The organism is Chryseobacterium indologenes, assembly GCF_018362995.1.
GTDB classification, from domain to species: Bacteria; Bacteroidota; Bacteroidia; order Flavobacteriales; family Weeksellaceae; genus Chryseobacterium; species Chryseobacterium indologenes_G.
In genome coordinates, this window is record NZ_CP074372.1 from 4,060,402 (window position 1) to 4,078,413 (window position 18,012).

22 protein-coding genes are annotated in these 18,012 nt (G+C 36.5%); 18 read left to right on the top strand and 4 right to left on the bottom strand.

Features of this window, described 5'->3' with window-relative positions:
* Nucleotides 1–83 precede the first annotated feature (83 nt).
* The 9 genes from DYR29_RS18365 to DYR29_RS18405 all read left to right on the top strand — a co-directional run bounded on the left by DYR29_RS18365 (nucleotide 84) and on the right by DYR29_RS18405 (nucleotide 8,472).
* A complete protein-coding gene (locus DYR29_RS18365) occupies nucleotides 84–1,214 on the top strand; it encodes a 3-hydroxyacyl-CoA dehydrogenase NAD-binding domain-containing protein (protein ID WP_213277991.1) in 1,131 nt (376 codons plus the stop codon).
* Between the two features lie 83 nt (nucleotides 1,215–1,297).
* Complete coding sequence (locus tag DYR29_RS18370) at nucleotides 1,298–1,606, top strand: hypothetical protein (RefSeq protein WP_213277992.1); 309 nt, start codon at nucleotides 1,298–1,300, stop codon at nucleotides 1,604–1,606.
* A 9-nt stretch (nucleotides 1,607–1,615) separates the two neighbouring features.
* A complete protein-coding gene (locus DYR29_RS18375) occupies nucleotides 1,616–2,029 on the top strand; it encodes a PaaI family thioesterase (protein ID WP_213277993.1) in 414 nt (137 codons plus the stop codon).
* Nucleotides 2,030–2,060: 31 nt separating this feature from the next.
* A complete protein-coding gene (locus DYR29_RS18380; protein WP_213277994.1) occupies nucleotides 2,061–2,756 on the top strand; it encodes a DUF6624 domain-containing protein in 696 nt (231 codons plus the stop codon).
* 60 nt (nucleotides 2,757–2,816) lie between these two features.
* A complete protein-coding gene (gene pcaF, locus DYR29_RS18385; RefSeq protein WP_213277995.1) occupies nucleotides 2,817–4,022 on the top strand; it encodes a 3-oxoadipyl-CoA thiolase in 1,206 nt (401 codons plus the stop codon).
* A gap of 96 nt (nucleotides 4,023–4,118) precedes the next feature.
* Nucleotides 4,119–4,712 (top strand): transferase hexapeptide repeat family protein, encoded by a 594-nt coding sequence (locus DYR29_RS18390; RefSeq protein ID WP_047429267.1) that lies wholly within the window; start codon nucleotides 4,119–4,121, stop codon nucleotides 4,710–4,712.
* 19 nt (nucleotides 4,713–4,731) lie between these two features.
* Nucleotides 4,732–5,559: an alpha/beta hydrolase gene (locus DYR29_RS18395; protein ID WP_213277996.1), complete on the top strand. Its 828-nt coding sequence runs from the start codon at nucleotides 4,732–4,734 to the stop codon at nucleotides 5,557–5,559.
* Between the two features lie 120 nt (nucleotides 5,560–5,679).
* Entirely contained in the window at nucleotides 5,680–8,175 is a 2,496-nt protein-coding gene (gene paaZ, locus DYR29_RS18400) for a phenylacetic acid degradation bifunctional protein PaaZ (protein ID WP_213277997.1), read from the top strand.
* Between the two features lie 135 nt (nucleotides 8,176–8,310).
* Nucleotides 8,311–8,472: a bacteriocin-like protein gene (locus DYR29_RS18405; protein WP_167497914.1), complete on the top strand. Its 162-nt coding sequence runs from the start codon at nucleotides 8,311–8,313 to the stop codon at nucleotides 8,470–8,472.
* 59 nt (nucleotides 8,473–8,531) lie between these two features.
* On the opposite strand, the gene DYR29_RS18410 is transcribed toward DYR29_RS18405, so the two are convergent.
* Nucleotides 8,532–9,209: a CPBP family intramembrane glutamic endopeptidase gene (locus DYR29_RS18410; protein ID WP_213277998.1), complete on the bottom strand. Its 678-nt coding sequence runs from the start codon at nucleotides 9,207–9,209 to the stop codon at nucleotides 8,532–8,534.
* A gap of 233 nt (nucleotides 9,210–9,442) precedes the next feature.
* On the opposite strand from DYR29_RS18410, the gene DYR29_RS18415 reads away from it, so the two are divergent.
* Together DYR29_RS18415 and DYR29_RS18420 are read left to right on the top strand one after the other, a co-directional pair.
* Complete coding sequence (locus tag DYR29_RS18415; RefSeq protein ID WP_213277999.1) at nucleotides 9,443–10,219, top strand: DUF4241 domain-containing protein; 777 nt, start codon at nucleotides 9,443–9,445, stop codon at nucleotides 10,217–10,219.
* Between the two features lie 2 nt (nucleotides 10,220–10,221).
* Nucleotides 10,222–10,917, top strand: coding sequence for an SMUG2 DNA glycosylase family protein (locus tag DYR29_RS18420; protein WP_213278000.1), 696 nt, complete (start codon nucleotides 10,222–10,224; stop codon nucleotides 10,915–10,917).
* Between the two features lie 72 nt (nucleotides 10,918–10,989).
* Here DYR29_RS18420 and DYR29_RS18425 read toward each other — a convergent pair whose 3' ends face one another.
* Both DYR29_RS18425 and DYR29_RS18430 read right to left on the bottom strand, forming a co-directional pair.
* Entirely contained in the window at nucleotides 10,990–11,811 is an 822-nt protein-coding gene (locus DYR29_RS18425; protein ID WP_213278001.1) for a T9SS type A sorting domain-containing protein, read from the bottom strand.
* Between the two features lie 37 nt (nucleotides 11,812–11,848).
* Entirely contained in the window at nucleotides 11,849–12,400 is a 552-nt protein-coding gene (locus tag DYR29_RS18430) for a phage tail protein (RefSeq protein ID WP_213278002.1), read from the bottom strand.
* Between the two features lie 255 nt (nucleotides 12,401–12,655).
* Here DYR29_RS18430 and DYR29_RS18435 point away from each other — a divergent pair, with 255 nt between their 5' ends.
* Complete coding sequence (locus DYR29_RS18435; protein WP_213278003.1) at nucleotides 12,656–13,420, top strand: enoyl-CoA hydratase/isomerase family protein; 765 nt, start codon at nucleotides 12,656–12,658, stop codon at nucleotides 13,418–13,420.
* Nucleotides 13,421–13,671: 251 nt separating this feature from the next.
* On the opposite strand, the gene DYR29_RS18440 is transcribed toward DYR29_RS18435, so the two are convergent.
* On the bottom strand, nucleotides 13,672–14,187 hold the full coding sequence (locus DYR29_RS18440; RefSeq protein ID WP_213278004.1) for a hypothetical protein: 516 nt from the start codon (nucleotides 14,185–14,187) through the stop codon (nucleotides 13,672–13,674).
* Nucleotides 14,188–14,320: 133 nt separating this feature from the next.
* On the opposite strand from DYR29_RS18440, the gene DYR29_RS18445 reads away from it, so the two are divergent.
* The 6 genes from DYR29_RS18445 to DYR29_RS18470 all read left to right on the top strand — a co-directional run bounded on the left by DYR29_RS18445 (nucleotide 14,321) and on the right by DYR29_RS18470 (nucleotide 18,006).
* Nucleotides 14,321–14,938, top strand: a complete 618-nt coding sequence (locus DYR29_RS18445) for a hypothetical protein (protein ID WP_213278005.1) — start codon at nucleotides 14,321–14,323, stop codon at nucleotides 14,936–14,938.
* Between the two features lie 93 nt (nucleotides 14,939–15,031).
* Nucleotides 15,032–15,322 carry a winged helix-turn-helix domain-containing protein gene (locus DYR29_RS18450; protein WP_047420173.1) on the top strand — a complete coding sequence of 97 codons (291 nt, stop codon included), beginning with the start codon at nucleotides 15,032–15,034 and terminating at the stop codon, nucleotides 15,320–15,322.
* A 65-nt stretch (nucleotides 15,323–15,387) separates the two neighbouring features.
* The gene (locus tag DYR29_RS18455) at nucleotides 15,388–15,678 is read left to right on the top strand and encodes a hypothetical protein (protein WP_213278006.1); all 291 of its coding nucleotides are present in this window, start codon (nucleotides 15,388–15,390) and stop codon (nucleotides 15,676–15,678) included.
* 61 nt (nucleotides 15,679–15,739) lie between these two features.
* A complete protein-coding gene (locus tag DYR29_RS18460; RefSeq protein WP_213278007.1) occupies nucleotides 15,740–16,039 on the top strand; it encodes a hypothetical protein in 300 nt (99 codons plus the stop codon).
* Nucleotides 16,040–16,051: 12 nt separating this feature from the next.
* The gene (locus DYR29_RS18465; protein WP_213278008.1) at nucleotides 16,052–16,537 is read left to right on the top strand and encodes a Coq4 family protein; all 486 of its coding nucleotides are present in this window, start codon (nucleotides 16,052–16,054) and stop codon (nucleotides 16,535–16,537) included.
* A 98-nt stretch (nucleotides 16,538–16,635) separates the two neighbouring features.
* Nucleotides 16,636–18,006 carry a DUF4173 domain-containing protein gene (locus DYR29_RS18470; protein ID WP_213278009.1) on the top strand — a complete coding sequence of 457 codons (1,371 nt, stop codon included), beginning with the start codon at nucleotides 16,636–16,638 and terminating at the stop codon, nucleotides 18,004–18,006.
* Nucleotides 18,007–18,012: the final 6 nt, after the last annotated feature.

Here is an 18,012-nt window from a genome sequence, read left to right on the forward strand (position 1 = left end):
TTAATGTATTCATGTAAAATGTATTAATGATTTTTAAAACGATTTGCATGAATACATTTTACATTAATACATTGTACAAATAAATGAATATTGGAATTATTGGGGCAGGAACCATGGGCGTAGGAATTGCTCAGGTAGCTGCAACAGCAGGATGCAAAGTTGTTTTATTCGACGCTAATGCTCCACAAATTGATAAAGCGCTTTCAGGTTTAGAAAAGACCCTTCAAAAGCTGACTGAGAAAGGCAAAATCTCTCAGGAAAAAGCAGCAGAAATCAGAAACAATATCGTGAAAGGTGAAGCATTACAGAATTTAAAAGATTCTGATTTGGTGATCGAAGCCATTATCGAAAACAAAGAGATCAAAACCAAAGTGTTTACAGAGCTTGAAAATTATGTTTCAGAAAACTGTATCCTTAGTTCCAATACCTCTTCTATCTCTATCACCTCTCTGGGTGCAGAACTAAAGAAACCGGAGCGTTTCATCGGAATTCACTTTTTCAATCCGGCTCCGTTGATGCCTTTAGTGGAAGTTATTCCATCCTTATTGACAGAAAAAACTTTAGCAGAAAAAATCTACAACCTCATGAAAGAATGGGGGAAAACTCCTGTTATTGCCAAAGATATTCCCGGATTTATCGTCAACAGAATTGCCAGACCTTATTATGGGGAAGCACTTAGGATTGTTGAGGAAAACATCGCAACACCGGAACAGGTGGATGATGCCATGAAAACACTGGGTAATTTCAAAATGGGACCTTTCGAATTGATGGATCTTATCGGTGTCGATGTCAATTTTGCAGTAACAACAACTGTTTACAAAGATTATTTCTATGATCCGAAATACAAGCCGTCTCTATTACAGCAAAGAATGTCTGAAGCAAAACTTCACGGAAGAAAGACTGGGAAAGGTTTCTACGATTACAGTGAAGGAGCAGAAAAACCTGTTGCTCAGAAAGACGATGCTTTATACCAGCAGATATTTTTAAGAATCATTTCAATGCTGATCAATGAAGCGGTTGAAGCCAAAAGATTAGGGGTTGCCAATGACGAAGATATTGAGCTGGCAATGCAGAAAGGCGTAAACTATCCGAAAGGATTACTAAGCTGGGGACAAGAAATCGGGTATGCAAAAATCTCCGAAACCCTGCAAAACCTATACGAAGAATATCAGGAAGAGAGATATAGACAAAGTTCTTTGCTGAGAAAACTATAAAAGTATTTAAATCTGCTAGTGAATTGTCATGCTGAGCGAAGTCGAAGCATCTCTCAAGTAGATTATTATATCAAAAAAACTTCATGGATATAGAAGAATTTAGAGCGGAGCTGGAGACCAGGCTTTTAATTGAGAAACAGTATTTAACTCAGGAGGCTTCTTCTGTCAATGCTGAGGAAAGGCTTGAGTTGTTAGGAAAGTTTAATGAGAAATATAAAGAACTGATCAAAAGATTAGCCAACGAAAATGGAATTGATTTAAACGAATCCTACCCCTCTGAAAATTCATCAGATTCAGAAAGTCTTTCATACGAACAGATTATTCTGGGCAAAACAATGAATGTTTATGACAGGTTATCCGATGAGCTGTATGAAGAAATAACAAACATATAATTAATAGAAATGAATCCAAGACAAGTAGCAGATTATATGTTCAATCAGGATTATTTTTCCCAGTGGATGAATATCAAAATGATTGAAGTAAAAGAAAATTACTGTTTAATAGAAATGCCCATTAAGAAAGATATGATTAACGGGCTTAAAACAGTTCATGGCGGAGTTACCTTTGCTTTTGCAGACTCAGCGTTGGCATTTTCATCCAACAGTACGGGTGATGCTGCTGTAGCGCTGAACTGTATTATCAATTTTACCAAAGCCGGAAAGGAAGGAGATATTTTCAGAGCCGAAAGTATTTTGGTGAATGATACCAGAAAAACGGCGGTTTATGACATTCAGATTACCAATCAAAACAGTGAGCTGATTGCAAAATTTGTTGGAACAGTCTATAAAATAGGGAAAAAAGTCACCGACTTATAAAAAACATTAACCAGACACCATAGTAAACAAAATGAGAAAAATATTTCTACTGCTTTTCGGGATTTCAGCTTTTCTGATGAATGCCCAGCACAAAGTAAATGAAGCTTTGAAAAAAGAACTCGATGAGATTATGAAGGTGGATCAGGGATACAGAATGCTTTTCGATTCCGAAATAACTCCGGAAAAAAGAGAACAGCTCCTGACAACTCTGAATATCGACAAAGAAGAGTTCAAAAAGAAAGGCTGGCAGATGGTTGCAGAACATGATAGTCTGAACGTGCAGAAAATAGAAAATATTATTGCTCAATATGGCTATCCCGGAAAAACACTTGTAGGAGAACCTACAAACCAGGCCGCATGGTACGTAATCCAGCATTCAACCAAAATTGGAAAATATCTTCCTCTCATAAAAGAAGCTGGAAAAAAGAAAGAAATTCCTTTTACATGGGTTGCGATGATGGAAGACCGATATCTGATGCAGGAAGACAAAGAACAGATCTATGGCACACAGGGAAAAGGAGAAATGACAAAAGATAAGAACGGAAAACAAGTCTTTGTCAATTTTGTCTGGCCTGTTAAAGATCTCAAAAATGTTAATAAAAGAAGAAAAGAAGCAGGTTTTGATTCCACTATTGAAGAAAATGCCAAAAGAATGTACGGGCCGGATTTCAGATACGAACCCTATACTTTAAAACAGGCTTTAGAACTAAGAAATAAAAACAAATAAATAGAAAAAGGAAGTTGGGTAATTTCAAATTATGCATTATCCTATTTTCAAAGTAAAATTATGAACAACGTATACATCATAGACTATGTCAGAACTCCCATCTCAAAACTGCAGGGAGGATTATCAGAAGTAAGAGCAGATGATTTAGCTGCTATTGTTATCAAAGAAGTAGTTGCGAGAAATCCTGAAGTTCCTGTAGAGGAAATTGAAGATGTTATTTTCGGATGTGCCAATCAGGCGGGTGAAGATAACAGAAACGTAGCAAGAATGGGACTTTTATTGGCTGGTCTTCCATATAAAATTGGAGGTGAGACAGTAAACAGACTTTGTGCTTCGGGAATGTCTGCAGTAGCAAATGCATTCCGTTCCATTGCTGCAGGAGAAGGTGAAATTTATATTGCAGGAGGCGTTGAGCATATGACACGTTCTCCTTATGTGATGTCAAAACCAAGTGCAGCTTTCGGAAGAGACAGTCAGATGTTTGATACCACTTTCGGATGGCGTTTTATCAACCCTAAGATGAAAGAATTATACGGGGTTGACGGAATGGGAGAAACTGCTGAAAACTTAGCAGATATCCACCAGATCAACAGGGAAGATCAGGATAAATTTGCCCTTTGGTCTCAGCAGAAGGCTACAAAAGCTCAGGAAAGCGGAAGATTGGCAGAAGAAATTGTAAAAGTTGAAATTCCTCAGAGAAAAGGAGATCCTATTATTTTCGAAAAAGATGAATTCATTAAGCCAACATCTTCTATGGAAGGTCTTGCAAAACTTCGTCCTGCTTTCAGAAAAGAAGGAACGGTAACTGCAGGAAATGCTTCTGGAATGAATGACGGTGCCGCAGCTTTGATTTTAGCAAGTGAAGAAGCTGTGAAAAAATATGGATTAAAACCAAAAGCCAGAATTTTAGGTTCTTCCGTAGCCGGAGTAGAGCCAAGAATTATGGGAATCGGTCCGGTAGAAGCCACTCAAAAGCTATTGAAGAGATTAAATCTTTCTCTTGAAGATATGGACATCATTGAACTAAACGAAGCATTCGCAGCACAGGCACTTGCTGTGACAAGAAGTTTAGGATTAAAAGATAATGACGCAAGAATAAACCCGAATGGTGGAGCAATAGCAATTGGTCACCCACTGGGAGTTTCCGGGGCAAGAATTGTAGGTTCTGCAGCTATGGAACTTCAGAAGCAGGATAAAAAATATGCATTGTGTACCCTTTGTATCGGTGTAGGGCAAGGATATGCAATGGTGATTGAAAAAGTATAATTAATTTGAAAGTGAGTTGATTTGAGAATTTGAAAATGTTTAAAGACATTATCAATTTTCAAATTATCCCATTGTCAGATTTTCAAATTAAAAAATATGAACATCTATTCATACCACGGGATTCGTCCCATTATAAAGCCCTCTGCCTATATTCATCCGCAGGCAGTCATTATCGGGAATGTAGAAATAGGGGAAGAAGTATATATTGGTCCCAATGCGGTAATTCGTGGAGACTGGGGGAAAATTATTATTAAAGACGGAGCCAATGTACAGGAAAACTGTACCCTTCATGTTTTCCCGAATATAGAAACCATACTGGAAGAATCTGCACATATCGGGCATGGCGCAATCATTCATTCAGGACACATCGGTAAAAACTGTCTGATCGGAATGAATTCCGTTGTGATGGACAAAGCGTACATCGGTGACGAAAGTATCGTTGGGGCATTAGCTTTTGTACCTGCCAATTTCAGATGCGAACCAAGAAAATTAGTGGTAGGAAGCCCTGCAAAAATTATCCGTGACGTATCTGACGAAATGATTCACTGGAAAACAGAAGGAACAAAACTCTATCAGGAACTGGCAAGAGAAGGAAAAGAAGCTATTCTGCCTTGTGAGCCTTTTACAGAATATGTTCAGCAGATCCCAACAAAAATTGTGGATTACAGCATTTGGGATGATATAAAATAATGACCATTTAAAATTAAATATGATTAAAAAAATTGCACTTGTATGCAGCATGGTGTTGGCGATGAATAGTGTGGTGTCAGCACAAACTGTTACGACAAAACCGCTTACAATCGGAGAAGTGAGGACTATTAAGTCCAAAACGTTAAATGAAGACAGAACGTTGAATATTTATCTTCCACAAGGTTATGATAAAACCAAATCATACCCGGTGATCTATCTGTTGGATGGAAGCATAAATGAAGATTTTATTCACGTTACAGGATTAGTACAATTCTTTAATCAGATGTATTCCATGCCGGAAACCATTGTGATTGGAGTTGCTAATGTAGACAGGAAAAGGGATTTCACCTTTCATACAGATTTAAAAGACTTACAGAAAGATTATCCTACCACAGGACATTCTGATAAGTTTATTGCTTTCCTTGAAAAAGAATTAAAACCTTATGTTGAAAGTCAGTTTAAAACCACGGACAAATATTTGTTCGGGCAATCTTTGGGAGGGCTTCTGGCAGCAGAAATACTTCTGAAAAAGCCGGAAATGTTTAACAACTATTTTATTATCAGTCCAAGCTTATGGTGGGATGATGAAAGCCTTTTAAAGCAGGCTCCTCAATTACTTACAAAATCTTCGGATACTAAAAAGTTTGTCTATGTTTCTGTAGGAAAAGGAGAACATCCGGTAATGGTAAAAGATGCCGAAGCTTTCTACGATGTTTTGAAAAAAGCAGGAAAGAAAAACTGGACATTAGAATATAAAATGATGGAAACAGACAATCATGCAACCATTCTTCACAGAAGTTTATATGAAGGATTAGTGAAAATGTTTCCCTATCAGGAACCGAAATAAATAATAAATCTAATAATATGACAATGTAAAACTGTAATAATGACGCTTGTCATGCTGAGCGGAGTCGAAGCATCTCAATGGTAAACTGTTACATTGCTACGTTGATAAATTAAATATTTTATGGAAAAGTTAAAAAACTATATCTACGGACAATGGGTAGAAGGTAGCGGAAGCGGAGTTCCTTTGTACAATGCCGTTACAGGAGAGCTGGTAGCTGTTTCCGATACAGAAGGGCTTAATTTTGAGCAGGCTCTTGACTACGGAAGAACCGTAGGATACAAAAACCTTTCTTCAATGACTTTCTACGACCGCGGAGAAATGTTGAAAAAAGTAGCGCTTTACCTGCTGGAAAGAAAGAAAAAATATTACGACTTATCATATAAAACTGGAGCTACACATGTTGATTCATGGGTGGATATTGAAGGAGGTTTCGGGACTTTCTTTACCTATTCCGGATTGGCAAAAAGAATGCTTCCCAATACTTCATTTTGGGTAGATGGAGATACTCAGAAAATTTCTGCTAACGGAACTTTTTTAGGAACTCATATTTTAACACCTAGTGAAGGAGTTTCTGTACAGATCAATGCCTATAACTTTCCGGTGTGGGGAATGTTGGAAAAGCTTTCTACTTCATTATTAGCGGGCGTTCCTTCTATTGTGAAGCCATCTCCTTTCGGGTCTTATCTTACGAATGCTGTATTCCAGGATATGATTGAAAGTGGAATTTTACCTGAAGGTGCCGTGCAGTTAGTCTGCGGAGAACCGGGAAATATTCTGGATTATGTACAGGATGGAGACTCTGTGTTATTTACAGGTTCAGCCAATACAGGAAGAAAATTAAAATCACTTCCTTCCATCGCTGGTAATGCTGTTCGTTTCAATATGGAAGCAGATTCATTAAACTGTTCTATCCTTGGATTGGAAGCAAAACCGGGAACTCCTGAATTTGATTTATTCATCAAAGAAGTTCGTAACGAAATGACCACGAAAGCAGGACAAAAATGTACAGCGATCAGAAGAATCATCGTTCCGGAACATTTAATCGGTGACGTTCAGAATGCATTGTCTAAAGCTTTAGATCAGACTAAAATAGGAAACCCATTAAGCAGAGAAACCAAAATGGGTTCTTTGGTGGGAAGACAGCAGTATGAAGAAGTGGTAAGAAAAGTAAACCTGTTAAAATCACAAACAGAACTTGTCTATGACGGTAAGCACGAGCTGGTAGATGCAGACTACGAAAATGGTGCATTTATGAGTCCGAAACTATTCCTGAACGACAAACCTTTTGAAAAAAATATCTCTCATGATGTAGAAGCTTTCGGGCCGGTATCTACATTGATGCCGTATAAAGATGCTGAAGAAGCAGCCGCACTGGCAAAAAGAGGAAAAGGAAGTTTGGTAGGATCTATCGTTTCTCACGATGAGAACTTTATCGCAGAAACTTCATGGAAAATGGCTTCCCAGCACGGAAGAATCTTTGTTCTGAACAGAGATAATGCCAAAGAAAGTACAGGTCACGGTTCACCACTTCCTACATTAATGCACGGAGGTCCTGGTAGAGCAGGTGGCGGAGAGGAAATGGGCGGACTAAGCGGTCTTCATTTCTTCTTACAGAAAACAGCAATTCAGGGATCACCGGATGTACTTAAAGCAATTACTAAGATCTATCAGCAGGGCGCAGAGAAAAAATTCTCAGACAAGCATCCTTTCCAGAAATATTTTGAGGAAGTGGAAGTAGGAGACTCTTTAGAAACAGCAGGAAGAACAGTTACTGATGCAGATATCGTCAACTTCTCCAATGTTTCATGGGATCATTTCTATGCTCATACTGACGCAACTAGTTTATCAGGAACTATCTTTGATAAGACCGTAGCTCACGGCTATTTCATTCTTTCAGCAGCAGCAGGATTGTTTGTTTCAGGCAAAAAAGGACCTGTTATTGCCAATTACGGATTGGAAGACTGTAGCTTCTTCAAACCTGTATATGCCGGAGATACGATCACTGTTTATCTGACAGCAAAAGAAAAAATCAACAGAGGAGTAAAAGGAAGAAACATTCCTTCAGGTGTTGTAAAATGGCTGGTTGAAGTTGTAAACCAAAGAGATGAGGTAGTTTGCGTGGCAACAATCTTAACATTGGTTGCAAAACAATCCCCTTTCATTGATCTGAATGTAAAAAATATTCAGAAAATGTTGAATGGATTAACAGAAACTACTCCTGCGCTTTGGGGGAAAATGTCACCACAGCAGATGATTGAACATTTGGAACAGGCAGTTCTGGTAAGTTTTGGAGAACCGGAAGCAGATAAATGTTTCACTCCGGAGGAAAATCTTGAAAAATGGCAGGATTCCCTTTACAACCACAGAGCAATGCCAAAAGAATTTACAGCTCCGTTCCTTCCTAAAGATGGCTCACTTCCGGAACCAACACACAAGAATCTGGAAGCCGCAAAACAGTCATTCATGGATAACCTGAAGAAATTTGTGATCTATTACAAAGAAAATCCACAGGCAGAGCACATGAATTATGTATTTGGAAAACTGAATAAAGAAATGTGGGAACTGATGCACAAAAAACATTTTACCCACCACTTCCAGCAGTTTGGATTGATTTAATTCAGGAAAATATAAATTTAAAATCCCTTTCATTAATTGGAAGGGATTTTTTTTATTATAATTAAAAATGATTAACTTTAATAGGCGAAATCCGAAAAGCATATAGAGTAGGAGAGAATATCAAAACTGATTACAATGAAAAACTTAAAAAAACTTTCAAGACACGAGTTGAGATCTCTTAAAGGAGCCGGGCCAAACTGGTCTTGTGTCCTTAATCCTTGTCCTCCCGGAAGCTGTTGTCTCCCTGGAAGATGGCCTGATATTGCAAGAGCATGTTATATATGTGCCGATTCTTAGATTTTTTTTTAATTAAAACAATACATAAAGCTGCAATTCTCTGTGATTTGTAGCTTTTTTTATAATGTCTTTTTAAGCTTAAAATATCCATACATTAAAAGAGGCAAAGCAAATATCTGAAACAAAAAAACAACCAGTGACGGAATTCCTTCAAGATGGCTTTCATTAGCTTTCATAAAGAACTGTTTGCCTAGTGGTCCATTTGAAAATATGACAATATTAAACAAATTCCAGCCCAGATGTAGACCTATAGGAAGGTACAGAGATTTGGTCTTAGCAAAAGAAACGGCAAGCATCCACCCAAAGATGGCGGTCATCACAAAAATAATTCCCATCTGAAAAGGATTTCCGAAGGCATTATAAGAAAACCAGTGGTAGACTCCGAAGCAGACAGCTGATAAAAGACAGGCTTTGGTATTTCCCCATTTTTCAATTGCAAGATAAAGTAAAGCTCCTCTGAATAATAATTCTTCAAACAATACAGACTTTAGAACCCACCATATGCTCATTAACGCTGCAGAAAATGTGAAGTGCTTATTCAGAATCCAGCTGTTATTGATAAATGCTGTTGTCATAATGTGGTAAAGACTGCAAATCGCCATAGCCAAAAGAAAACCAATACTCCACTGAATCAATCTAGTTGGGTTAGGCTTAAATCCTAAAACAGAAAGATCCTTTTTTGCTATAAACTTCAGGAGAAGCCAGGAAATGATAAGCTCAATGATAATTCCAATCATGGGTTAAAAGTTTTAGTTGGATGAAATTCTATTTCATTGAAAACGAATATAATAAAAAAATGGATGTGAATTAAAACTTGAGAATGGGATTATAAAAAATGATGATTCAGTTTCTTTTTGATTAATAATGTATTGAAGTGAATGATTAATTTTTAATAGATTCTTAGTTTCAACTTCTTCTTTCTCTTGTAAAAAAGTACTACTTTTAAAATTCAATCATAAAATCAAGAGCAATGAACCAAAACTGGATGCAAAAGTGGGAAGAAGTGAAAAATATTTTGATTTGTCCTACAGATCTCGAAACGTATTTTACTTCTGATGAAATTCTTGGACAGAAAATGGAGACGATGGAGATAGGAAATGTTTCTCTTCCTTCAGGAAAAGTGGTGGTAAGAGATCCGTTGGTTTCTTTAAATGCCAATCAATCACCTTATTTTATTCAGGCTCCAAAAGGAAATTTTCCTGTGACCATTGCTGTGGTAAAATCTGAAGATTGGGGAGAAAGATATGCTGTTGTAAAGGTTGAATTTACTAAAGAAAAACCTGTTGTTTACAGAGAAGCCTTAGTGGGAATTGAAGAATTGGAGGACGTAGCTGAAGACGATTTTTTTGGTTTCGGAGTAGATGCTGGTTTAGGTTGTATTACTGATAAAGAAGTACTTCCTTTTGTAGATCAATTTGTAGATCAATTAGGGGTCAACAACGTGTATGATGATTATTTTGCCGATCTTTTTTCACAGAGTTATAAAAATAATCCTAGCAATCAGAGAGAAGCAGGAGACTGGATCAATTGGACGATTCCTGGTACCAGTTATCAGATTCCAATGTTTGCAAGTGGTTTTGGTGATGGTACTTATCCTGTTTACTTCGCGTATGATGCTAACGAAGAAATTTGTGGTTTATACATTCAATTCATTGATATTGAATTGGCTTTAAGTGACGAAGATGAGGACGAAGACGAGGATAGTGATGACGATCAACCTGAAAATTTTGTTTTCCTTAAAAATTAAATATGAATACTACTTTTGCAGATCATGTCATCGAGTTCAATAAAAACCTTAGCTATAGAGGAAATCTTCCCAACGGCTTTGAAGTTCTGAACCCCTATCTGGATAATCCTGAAACATTGACGGTCATGCAGAAGTTTTATCACAAATATTATAACGATTCAGCCCAGAGAAAATTCATTATTGGAATCAACCCTAGCCGTCATGGAGCAGGGGTTACAGGCGTTCCGTTTACCGATACTAAAAGACTCGAAAGTATTTGTGGTATAAAAATGAAATCTGCCCGTACTCATGAAGTTTCTTCCGTTTTTATGTATGATATGATTGAAGAATATGGCGGCGCAGATCTTTTCTATAAAGATATTTATATCAATTCTCCGTTTCCGCTGGCTATCGTAAGAAAAACAAAAAATGGATGGCTTAATGCCAATTATTATGATGATAAAGAACTGTTCGAGGCTGTGAAGAGCTTTATGATTGAATCTCTGAAGAAACATATCAGTCTCAATCTGGATACCTCGGAGGTTTTTGTTCTGGGTAAAAAGAATGCTGACTTTATTTTAAAATTAAACAAAGAAGCAAAACTATTTGATACCATGACTGTTCTGGAACATCCCAGATACATTCAGCAGTACAAATCAAAAGAAAAACAGCTGTATATAGATAAATATATTCTGGCATTGAAAAAACAAAACCCTTAATAAAGCAATTAAGGGTTTTGTCATTTATGAATTAGAATCTTTATGGGATATGGAACTTATGTATAATTGAAACTAATTTTTAATTACTTTCGTTGATTCTGTGGCTGTTTTGATAATATAAACTCCTTTTGGAAGGTCTGAAATATTGATTTCATTATTTCCTCTCTGGGTTTGTATTGTTTTCAGCATTTTACCATCTACACTGTAGATTTTGGCTTCACTCGCTTTCTCTGTCGCAATGGAAAGAGGCCCGTTGGTTGGATTAGGATAAATAGTCAGGTTTTTTTGAGTGCTTTTAGCTTCAGAAGTACCCAGTACAATGTTGCTGTCTTTTACCCAAGTAAAAGCATCTAATGCTACATATCGGAAGGCTCCGCCCGCTGTGATCTGTAGTTCGTCAATCACAATGTTGGAATAATTTTGACCATTTAAGTTGGTAAGATCAATCAGGGTATATCCGTTTGTACTTCCTAAGCTTGTTACGAAGCCTGTAGTTTTTGTTTGGGTAAATTTGGTTACTCCGCTTAGTTTTCCGGTTACGGTCAGAGTTCCTGCTACGTTAAGATCCAGGTTTAATGCTGAAAGATACATCCAGAACCTGTTTACTTTAAACAAATTTGAAGTAGTTTTAATGCTGAATGATGGCGGAAATTGAGAGTCATTGGAATTGTCAATGTATCTGTTGTCGTTTGCTGTTCCGCTCCAGCCTGTTCCCGGGTAATTTCCCTGAATGTCAAAAACACTTACATGTGAAATGATGTTGAAAATGACTCCATTGTCAGTGAAGCTTGTACTTCCGTGTGATTCCGTTTCAAATTGTTCTGTACTGGTCTGCCCGAATGAGAAAATTGAAATGAGCAGACTACAAATTGTTAAAAAAGTAGTGCTTTTCATGATTTTTATTGTTTTAAATATTAGGTTATTGTCAATATTAATCTCTTGGAGGATAAATACCTTCAACACAGATGATATAATTTAAACCCAGATAAGGAGGCATATTATTCACTGGTAAATTTTGTCCTACAAAAGAAATGCTCTGTCCGTTAATCACGGTGTCAGGATTAGAATCATTTATAAAGCTTGACACCACGTTGAAATCTCTTCCTACCTGCGTTCCTGAGATGGCAATGGATGATGTTGCAGTAGGGGTTGATGAGTTGGCGTTCTTATTGGCAACTTTCAATTGAAATCCACCTCCGATGCTTGGAAGATTTGAAGTTAAAAGAGTATTCTGTGTAGTACCGGATACCACCCCCAAAGGATAAAACTCGTTAGCATTTACATTTCCCGCTCCCAAAGCCATACGTCCTTTTAAATTAGGCAGAGCAAAAGTAGTGATACCATCTCCTCCGTAAGTTGTTCCTAAAATAGAGAATAAGGCCGAATTTCTTGAAATGCTTATTAAACTTCCGTCGCAAAACATCCAGCCTCTAGGCGCGAAATTTCCTGCAAATAACTTTACAATTCCAATGTACTCTTCCATGGTAATGATTTTTTAGTTTTAAATTCTCTTACTCTTTTATGGGCTTTTCAGATTCCGCCTTTGGTTATTATTTCTAAGCCAAAGGAACAACTATTAAGAAAGGAGTACTAGAGTAGAAAATACCAAATTAAAGATTCCGTATTTCTACGTATAGGGAATCTTATAAAAGGTACCTCTATAATGGAAATTATTATCTTTAAGTTTCTCTGAAAGAGCCGTATTTCGTATTTTTGTAAGAATCCAATAAAAATAAAAATGAGCGAATTTGTAGCATCAGAAATTAAAAATAATATTGCCGAGATCAGTTTCGGAACACCCAAAAGTAATTCTCTTCCGGGAGCAATTTTAGAAAAACTGGCAGAAACAATTCTTGAAGAAGGAGCAAAAGATGAAGTGAAAGCTATTTTAGTAAAAAGTGCAGGTGAAAAAGCTTTCTGTGCAGGCGCGAGCTTTGATGAGCTTTTAGCGATTGAAGAACTGGAAGCTTCCACACAATTCTTTGGTGGTTTTGCAAAAGTCTTAAATGCTATGAGAAATTGTGGAAAAATCGTAGTAGTGAGAGTTCAGGGAAAAACTACCGGTGGAGGAGTAGGAATTGCTTGTGGAGCAGATTATTGTTTTGCAACAAAAGATTCAGCTTTAGCACTTACTGAGATCAATCTTGGAATAGGACCATTTGTAATAGGACCTTATGTAGAAAGAAAAATAGGGAAATCACAATTCTCAGCTATGGCAATTGATGCGGATTTCAGATCTGCTGAATGGGCTGAGCAGCATAATGTCTACCATTCTGTGTCTGACTCTATTCAGGAAATGGATGAGAAACTGGAGAAGTTTTTGCAGACTTTAGCATCAAGAAGCAGTGATGCTTTGGCATTGATTAAAAAAGTTTCATGGGAAGGTACAGATCATTTCAATGAATTGATGCCGGCTAGAATTCATATGAGTGCAAGTCTTATCCTGGAAGATTCAGCTAAGAAAAATATTGAGTCTATTAAAGAAAAGTTGAGAGCGAAATAAATTTTAAAAAACAATAGGATTTTAATCTAAATATGAACCGGAGAAACATTTGTATCTCTGGTTTTTTTTAGGTCTTAATGCTCAATATAAATTTACGCTGGGAATTCCTGATTCCAAGAACGGAGATCAATGCCAATCCATTGATTGTTCAGAACCCGTTATAAAAAAACAAATTTTAATATATCTTTGAGAACCTCGCTTTTAGCGGGGTTTTCTTTTTCCTAAACGGGAAATCACTTGTTGCAAGATAATCAAAGCTCTCTGATAGAAAGAGCCGTTTTGCTGTATTTTAAATACGTGACAACAACTTTTGCTCCGGTTTTATATCGGGAATAATCTTCCTGAGTAACCAGCAGTCTAATCTTTTTATTTTTAGCTGGGCCGGCCAATGTCAGGTATTCGCCATACTCTGTTGTATCTGAATCAATCACGATGCTTAATAATTTGTTCTTGCCATTGGTTTTATCTTTTTTCCAGTTCCGGCGGTCATATCCGGTTACAAGAAGATACATTATATAAGCAAAACCAAACAGCACCAATCCTGCTCCTGCAAATAAAATGTAATCATAATATTTGAATTTACTGAATTCGTCTTTAATAAAGAAAGCGGCCAAAGCCATCACAAAAAATGTGCAGCCACCGAGAATAGCAGGCATTACCTGTGTGATTTTTCTTTGATCTGTTTCAAATTTTTGTATTTCCTCATCACTTAGCGGAATATTCTCCTCCAAATGTACCTGTGTATAATCTGGTTGAATTTCTGACATATCATTTCAATTATATTATTTTCTTAAAGTTAGGAATTGCTGGAATGGGATGTAAAAAATTATCATCAAAATTTAAAACAAATAATTGGTGGATTAAAAATAAATTATAACTTTGTAATTCAAAGTTCTTTTTATGGAAACAAAAAACTATCACGAAGATCTATCCCATATCCGTTCCATGATGGAACGGTCTTCCAGATTTATTTCTTTAAGTGGATTGTCCGGAGTTGTTGCCGGGTTAACGGCAATTATTGGGGCTATATATGTGTATTTTGTTTTTCAGAGGGAAGGAATCAGCTATTTTGATGGAGACAGGAATATTCTCGGTCCGGCCTTAGTTAAAGAACTTGTTGTGATTGGAATCGTTATTTTAGTGGTTGCTATTCTTAGTGGCTATATTTTTACCGCCCATAAAAGTAAAAAGAAAGGTTTGAAGATCTGGGATGCCACTACAAAGCGACTATTGATTACCTTTGCAGTGCCTTTGATAGCGGGAGGCGTTTTTTGCCTGGCACTTCTTTATCATCATCTTTTTGTTTTCATTGCTCCGGCAACATTGATTTTTTACGGATTGGCATTAGTCTCGGCAGAACGATATACCTTAACGGATGTGAAGTATCTGGGATATTTTGAAGTTGTCTTAGGACTTATTTCTTTATTCTTTTTAGGTTGGGGACTGGTATTCTGGGCCATTGGTTTCGGAGTTTTGCATATCGTATATGGATTGATTATGCATAAGAAGTATAAATAATGGTGAGGATATAATTTTGCTACTATTGCAGAATCAAGGTAATAGGTGTGCTGTTGTAAAAACAATGGTTGTGGATAATTAAGCTAAAATAAAATGATCAAAATAAATCAACTCAATAAAGAATTCGAAAGCCGTGTAAGACTGGGCATTATGTCCGTTCTTATGGTCAACGACTGGGTTGATTTTTCTGAAATGAAAGGCTTGCTTGGAATTACAGATGGAAATCTGGCCAGTCACAGCAACGCGTTGGAGAAAGCAGGATATATTGAAGTGAAAAAAGAGTTTGTCGGGAAAAAGCCCAAGACATCTTACCGTGTTACACAAAATGGACGGCAGGCATTTACAGAACATTTGGATGCTCTTGAAAAACTGTTGGGACGATAGTCCTATATTTTTTTGAAAATTAACTTTGAATTACAAAGTACTTTACAATTTAAAACTTAAATAAAATGATAACACAAAAACAAAAAACATTTACAATTTATGCCCTTCCATTGGTTTTACTGTGTATTCCATTGCTGGGAAATCTATTTTCTAAAGAAGTAAACTGGTCAGCTTCAGATTTTCTGATAGCAGGAGCTTTACTCTTTGCAACAGCTTTTTCGATCAACCTGGTCAGAAACAAAATCAAAAAACAAAGTCAGAAAGTTTTGATCTGCATTTTCATTTTGCTGGCCCTTGCATTGATCTGGATAGAACTGGCGGTAGGAATTTTCGGAAGTCCATTTGCCGGAAGCTAAAATTGTGTTTGCTTACTAAATCTAAATAATGATGAAAGATTCAGAAATAATAAATCAAAAAATGATAAAAGGTCAGGAAATTCTATACTTCGGAAAATCTCTGTTTGCGGTGTGTTTGGTGTTGGGGAGCATGTGTCTTATTGGATATTTGACAACAAGGATGGAAGAATTTGCCATAGGAGGATATATGTTGCTAATTTTTGGAACATTTTTGAACTTACTGGCGATACTAGGACTGTTGATCTATGGTTTCGTATACAGATCAAGATTGAATGAATGTCTGAAAGCTATTGGTATTCTTTTGATCAATATACCCATTGCAATTTTTTATACAGCTATAGGACTTAATAGTCTGCATTAAAATAAATACACTATGAAAAAAATACGCGTTCAGTTTCTGCTTTTTGTGTACGATAAAACTCAGAAATTATACAGAAAATACTTTAAAAAGAAAAAAAGACAATGGCAGTTCAATGAAAAACAGCTGCTGGAATTTCAGGAAGACTCTCTCGGGAGAAAGCTGGGAGAATTCTACAGAAAGCATGGGTTTTCAATGATCCCTAAAATGGAAAACCATGATGTTCACCATCTGATCACCGGTTGTGGAACCAACTTTGAGGATGAAATCGCCATGCAGTACTTTCTTTTAGGAAACGGTAAGCTCAATGCACATCTTTTGGCAGCAATCGTTTTAGGAACGGTTATTCTACCTGAATATGCGAAAATTTATATCAAAGCCTATAAAAAGGGACAGAACATGAGAGCTTTCCATCATTGGGATTTTGAAGGGCTGCTGAGCCAGAAGTATGAACATGTAATGGACTTTATTCAGCAGAAAGAAACTATTGTTCTTCATTAAATTGAATGACCATGAAGAAAATAAAATTCACACAATTCACATAGATGGATGAGGTTCTCAAAATTTAATTCTTTCAATCCTTTAAATTTTTAATTATCATGAAAACACATCATTATATATTTCTTACCGCCATCCTGTTTGTCATTGTCTTCTACGATCAGGATATTGGCTTGAATCTTGGAATTCTGGGAATCATTTATGCAATATTAACCCTGTTTAAAACTCCTGAGAAAAATAAAACGAAAACCCTGTATGTTCTTTTTGCAACAAGCATTTTATCCAGTATAGCATTTGCATGGTATGGAGATTTTCCTTCCTTTATTGCGGTAGTAAGTTCTCTCCTTTTGTTGGGATATAAATCGAAAAACAGGAGATTGAAAATTCTTTTTTTGATTCCGGTTTTTATTATAAACTGCTGCACTTCATTCTGCCGCTTTTTCAGTTTTGATGAATGGCTGCCCAAAAAGAATATTCCTGGATTATGGCAAAAAACGTTCGCTTTCATTCTAATTCCGTTGGTTCTGGTGTCAGTTTTCTTTGGAATTTATTCAGCTGGAAGTGACCATTTTGCCGCTCTTTTCACAGATTATGAATTGGATATTAATGTGTGGCAGGTAATCTGTCTCTTTGTATTAGGCTTTTTCATTGCCTTTAACTATTGGAACTATGCTGTGGAAAAACTCATCTACAAAAACAACCATTTTTTGGATAATGACTTTCAACAAGATTCCCGGATACCGAAGGCTACCTATTCTTTTCTTGATCTGAGTGCCGAAAGAATGAGCGGGGTCATATCCTTTGTATTGCTAAATATTTTACTGATCTTCTTTATTATTACTTACAATTATGAACAGTTTTATGAAGCCGTAAAAACACCCGTTCAGCTTTCCGAAGAAACCCATGAAAGAGTAAATGCCGTCATCATGTCTATCATAATGGCTATCCTGGTTATCATGTTCTACTTTAAATCCGGATTTAATTTTGATCCGAAAGCGGGATTACTGAAAATCTTAGCTAAAATCTGGATTTTCCTCAATGTTATCCTTGTCATATCAGCTGCTGTTAAAAATTATGAGTATATCGTGAATTATGCATTTACTTATAAAAGATTGGGCGTTTTTGCTTTCCTTATTTTATCAATAGTGGGTCTTGTTTTGACCTATCTTAAAATTCAAAAGAAGAAAAGAAACATATTCCTTGTCAATACAATGGTTTGGTATTTCTATGGAACCATTTTAGTGTGCAGTTACTTCAATTGGGGAGGTTTCATCACTTCACAGAATATGAAAAGAAAAGATTTTGTAGTCAACTATCATTTAACTTCTGTTAATTTCAGCGAAAAAGCCCTGCTGAAATATGCTGACGAAAAAAATGATCAGAAACTTAAAAAGACTTTGCAGGCGAAAGTGAAAAAGGAGACCTCCAAAACACTCCTTTCAAAGATTATTTATTTTCAAACCATTCAATAGCAATAG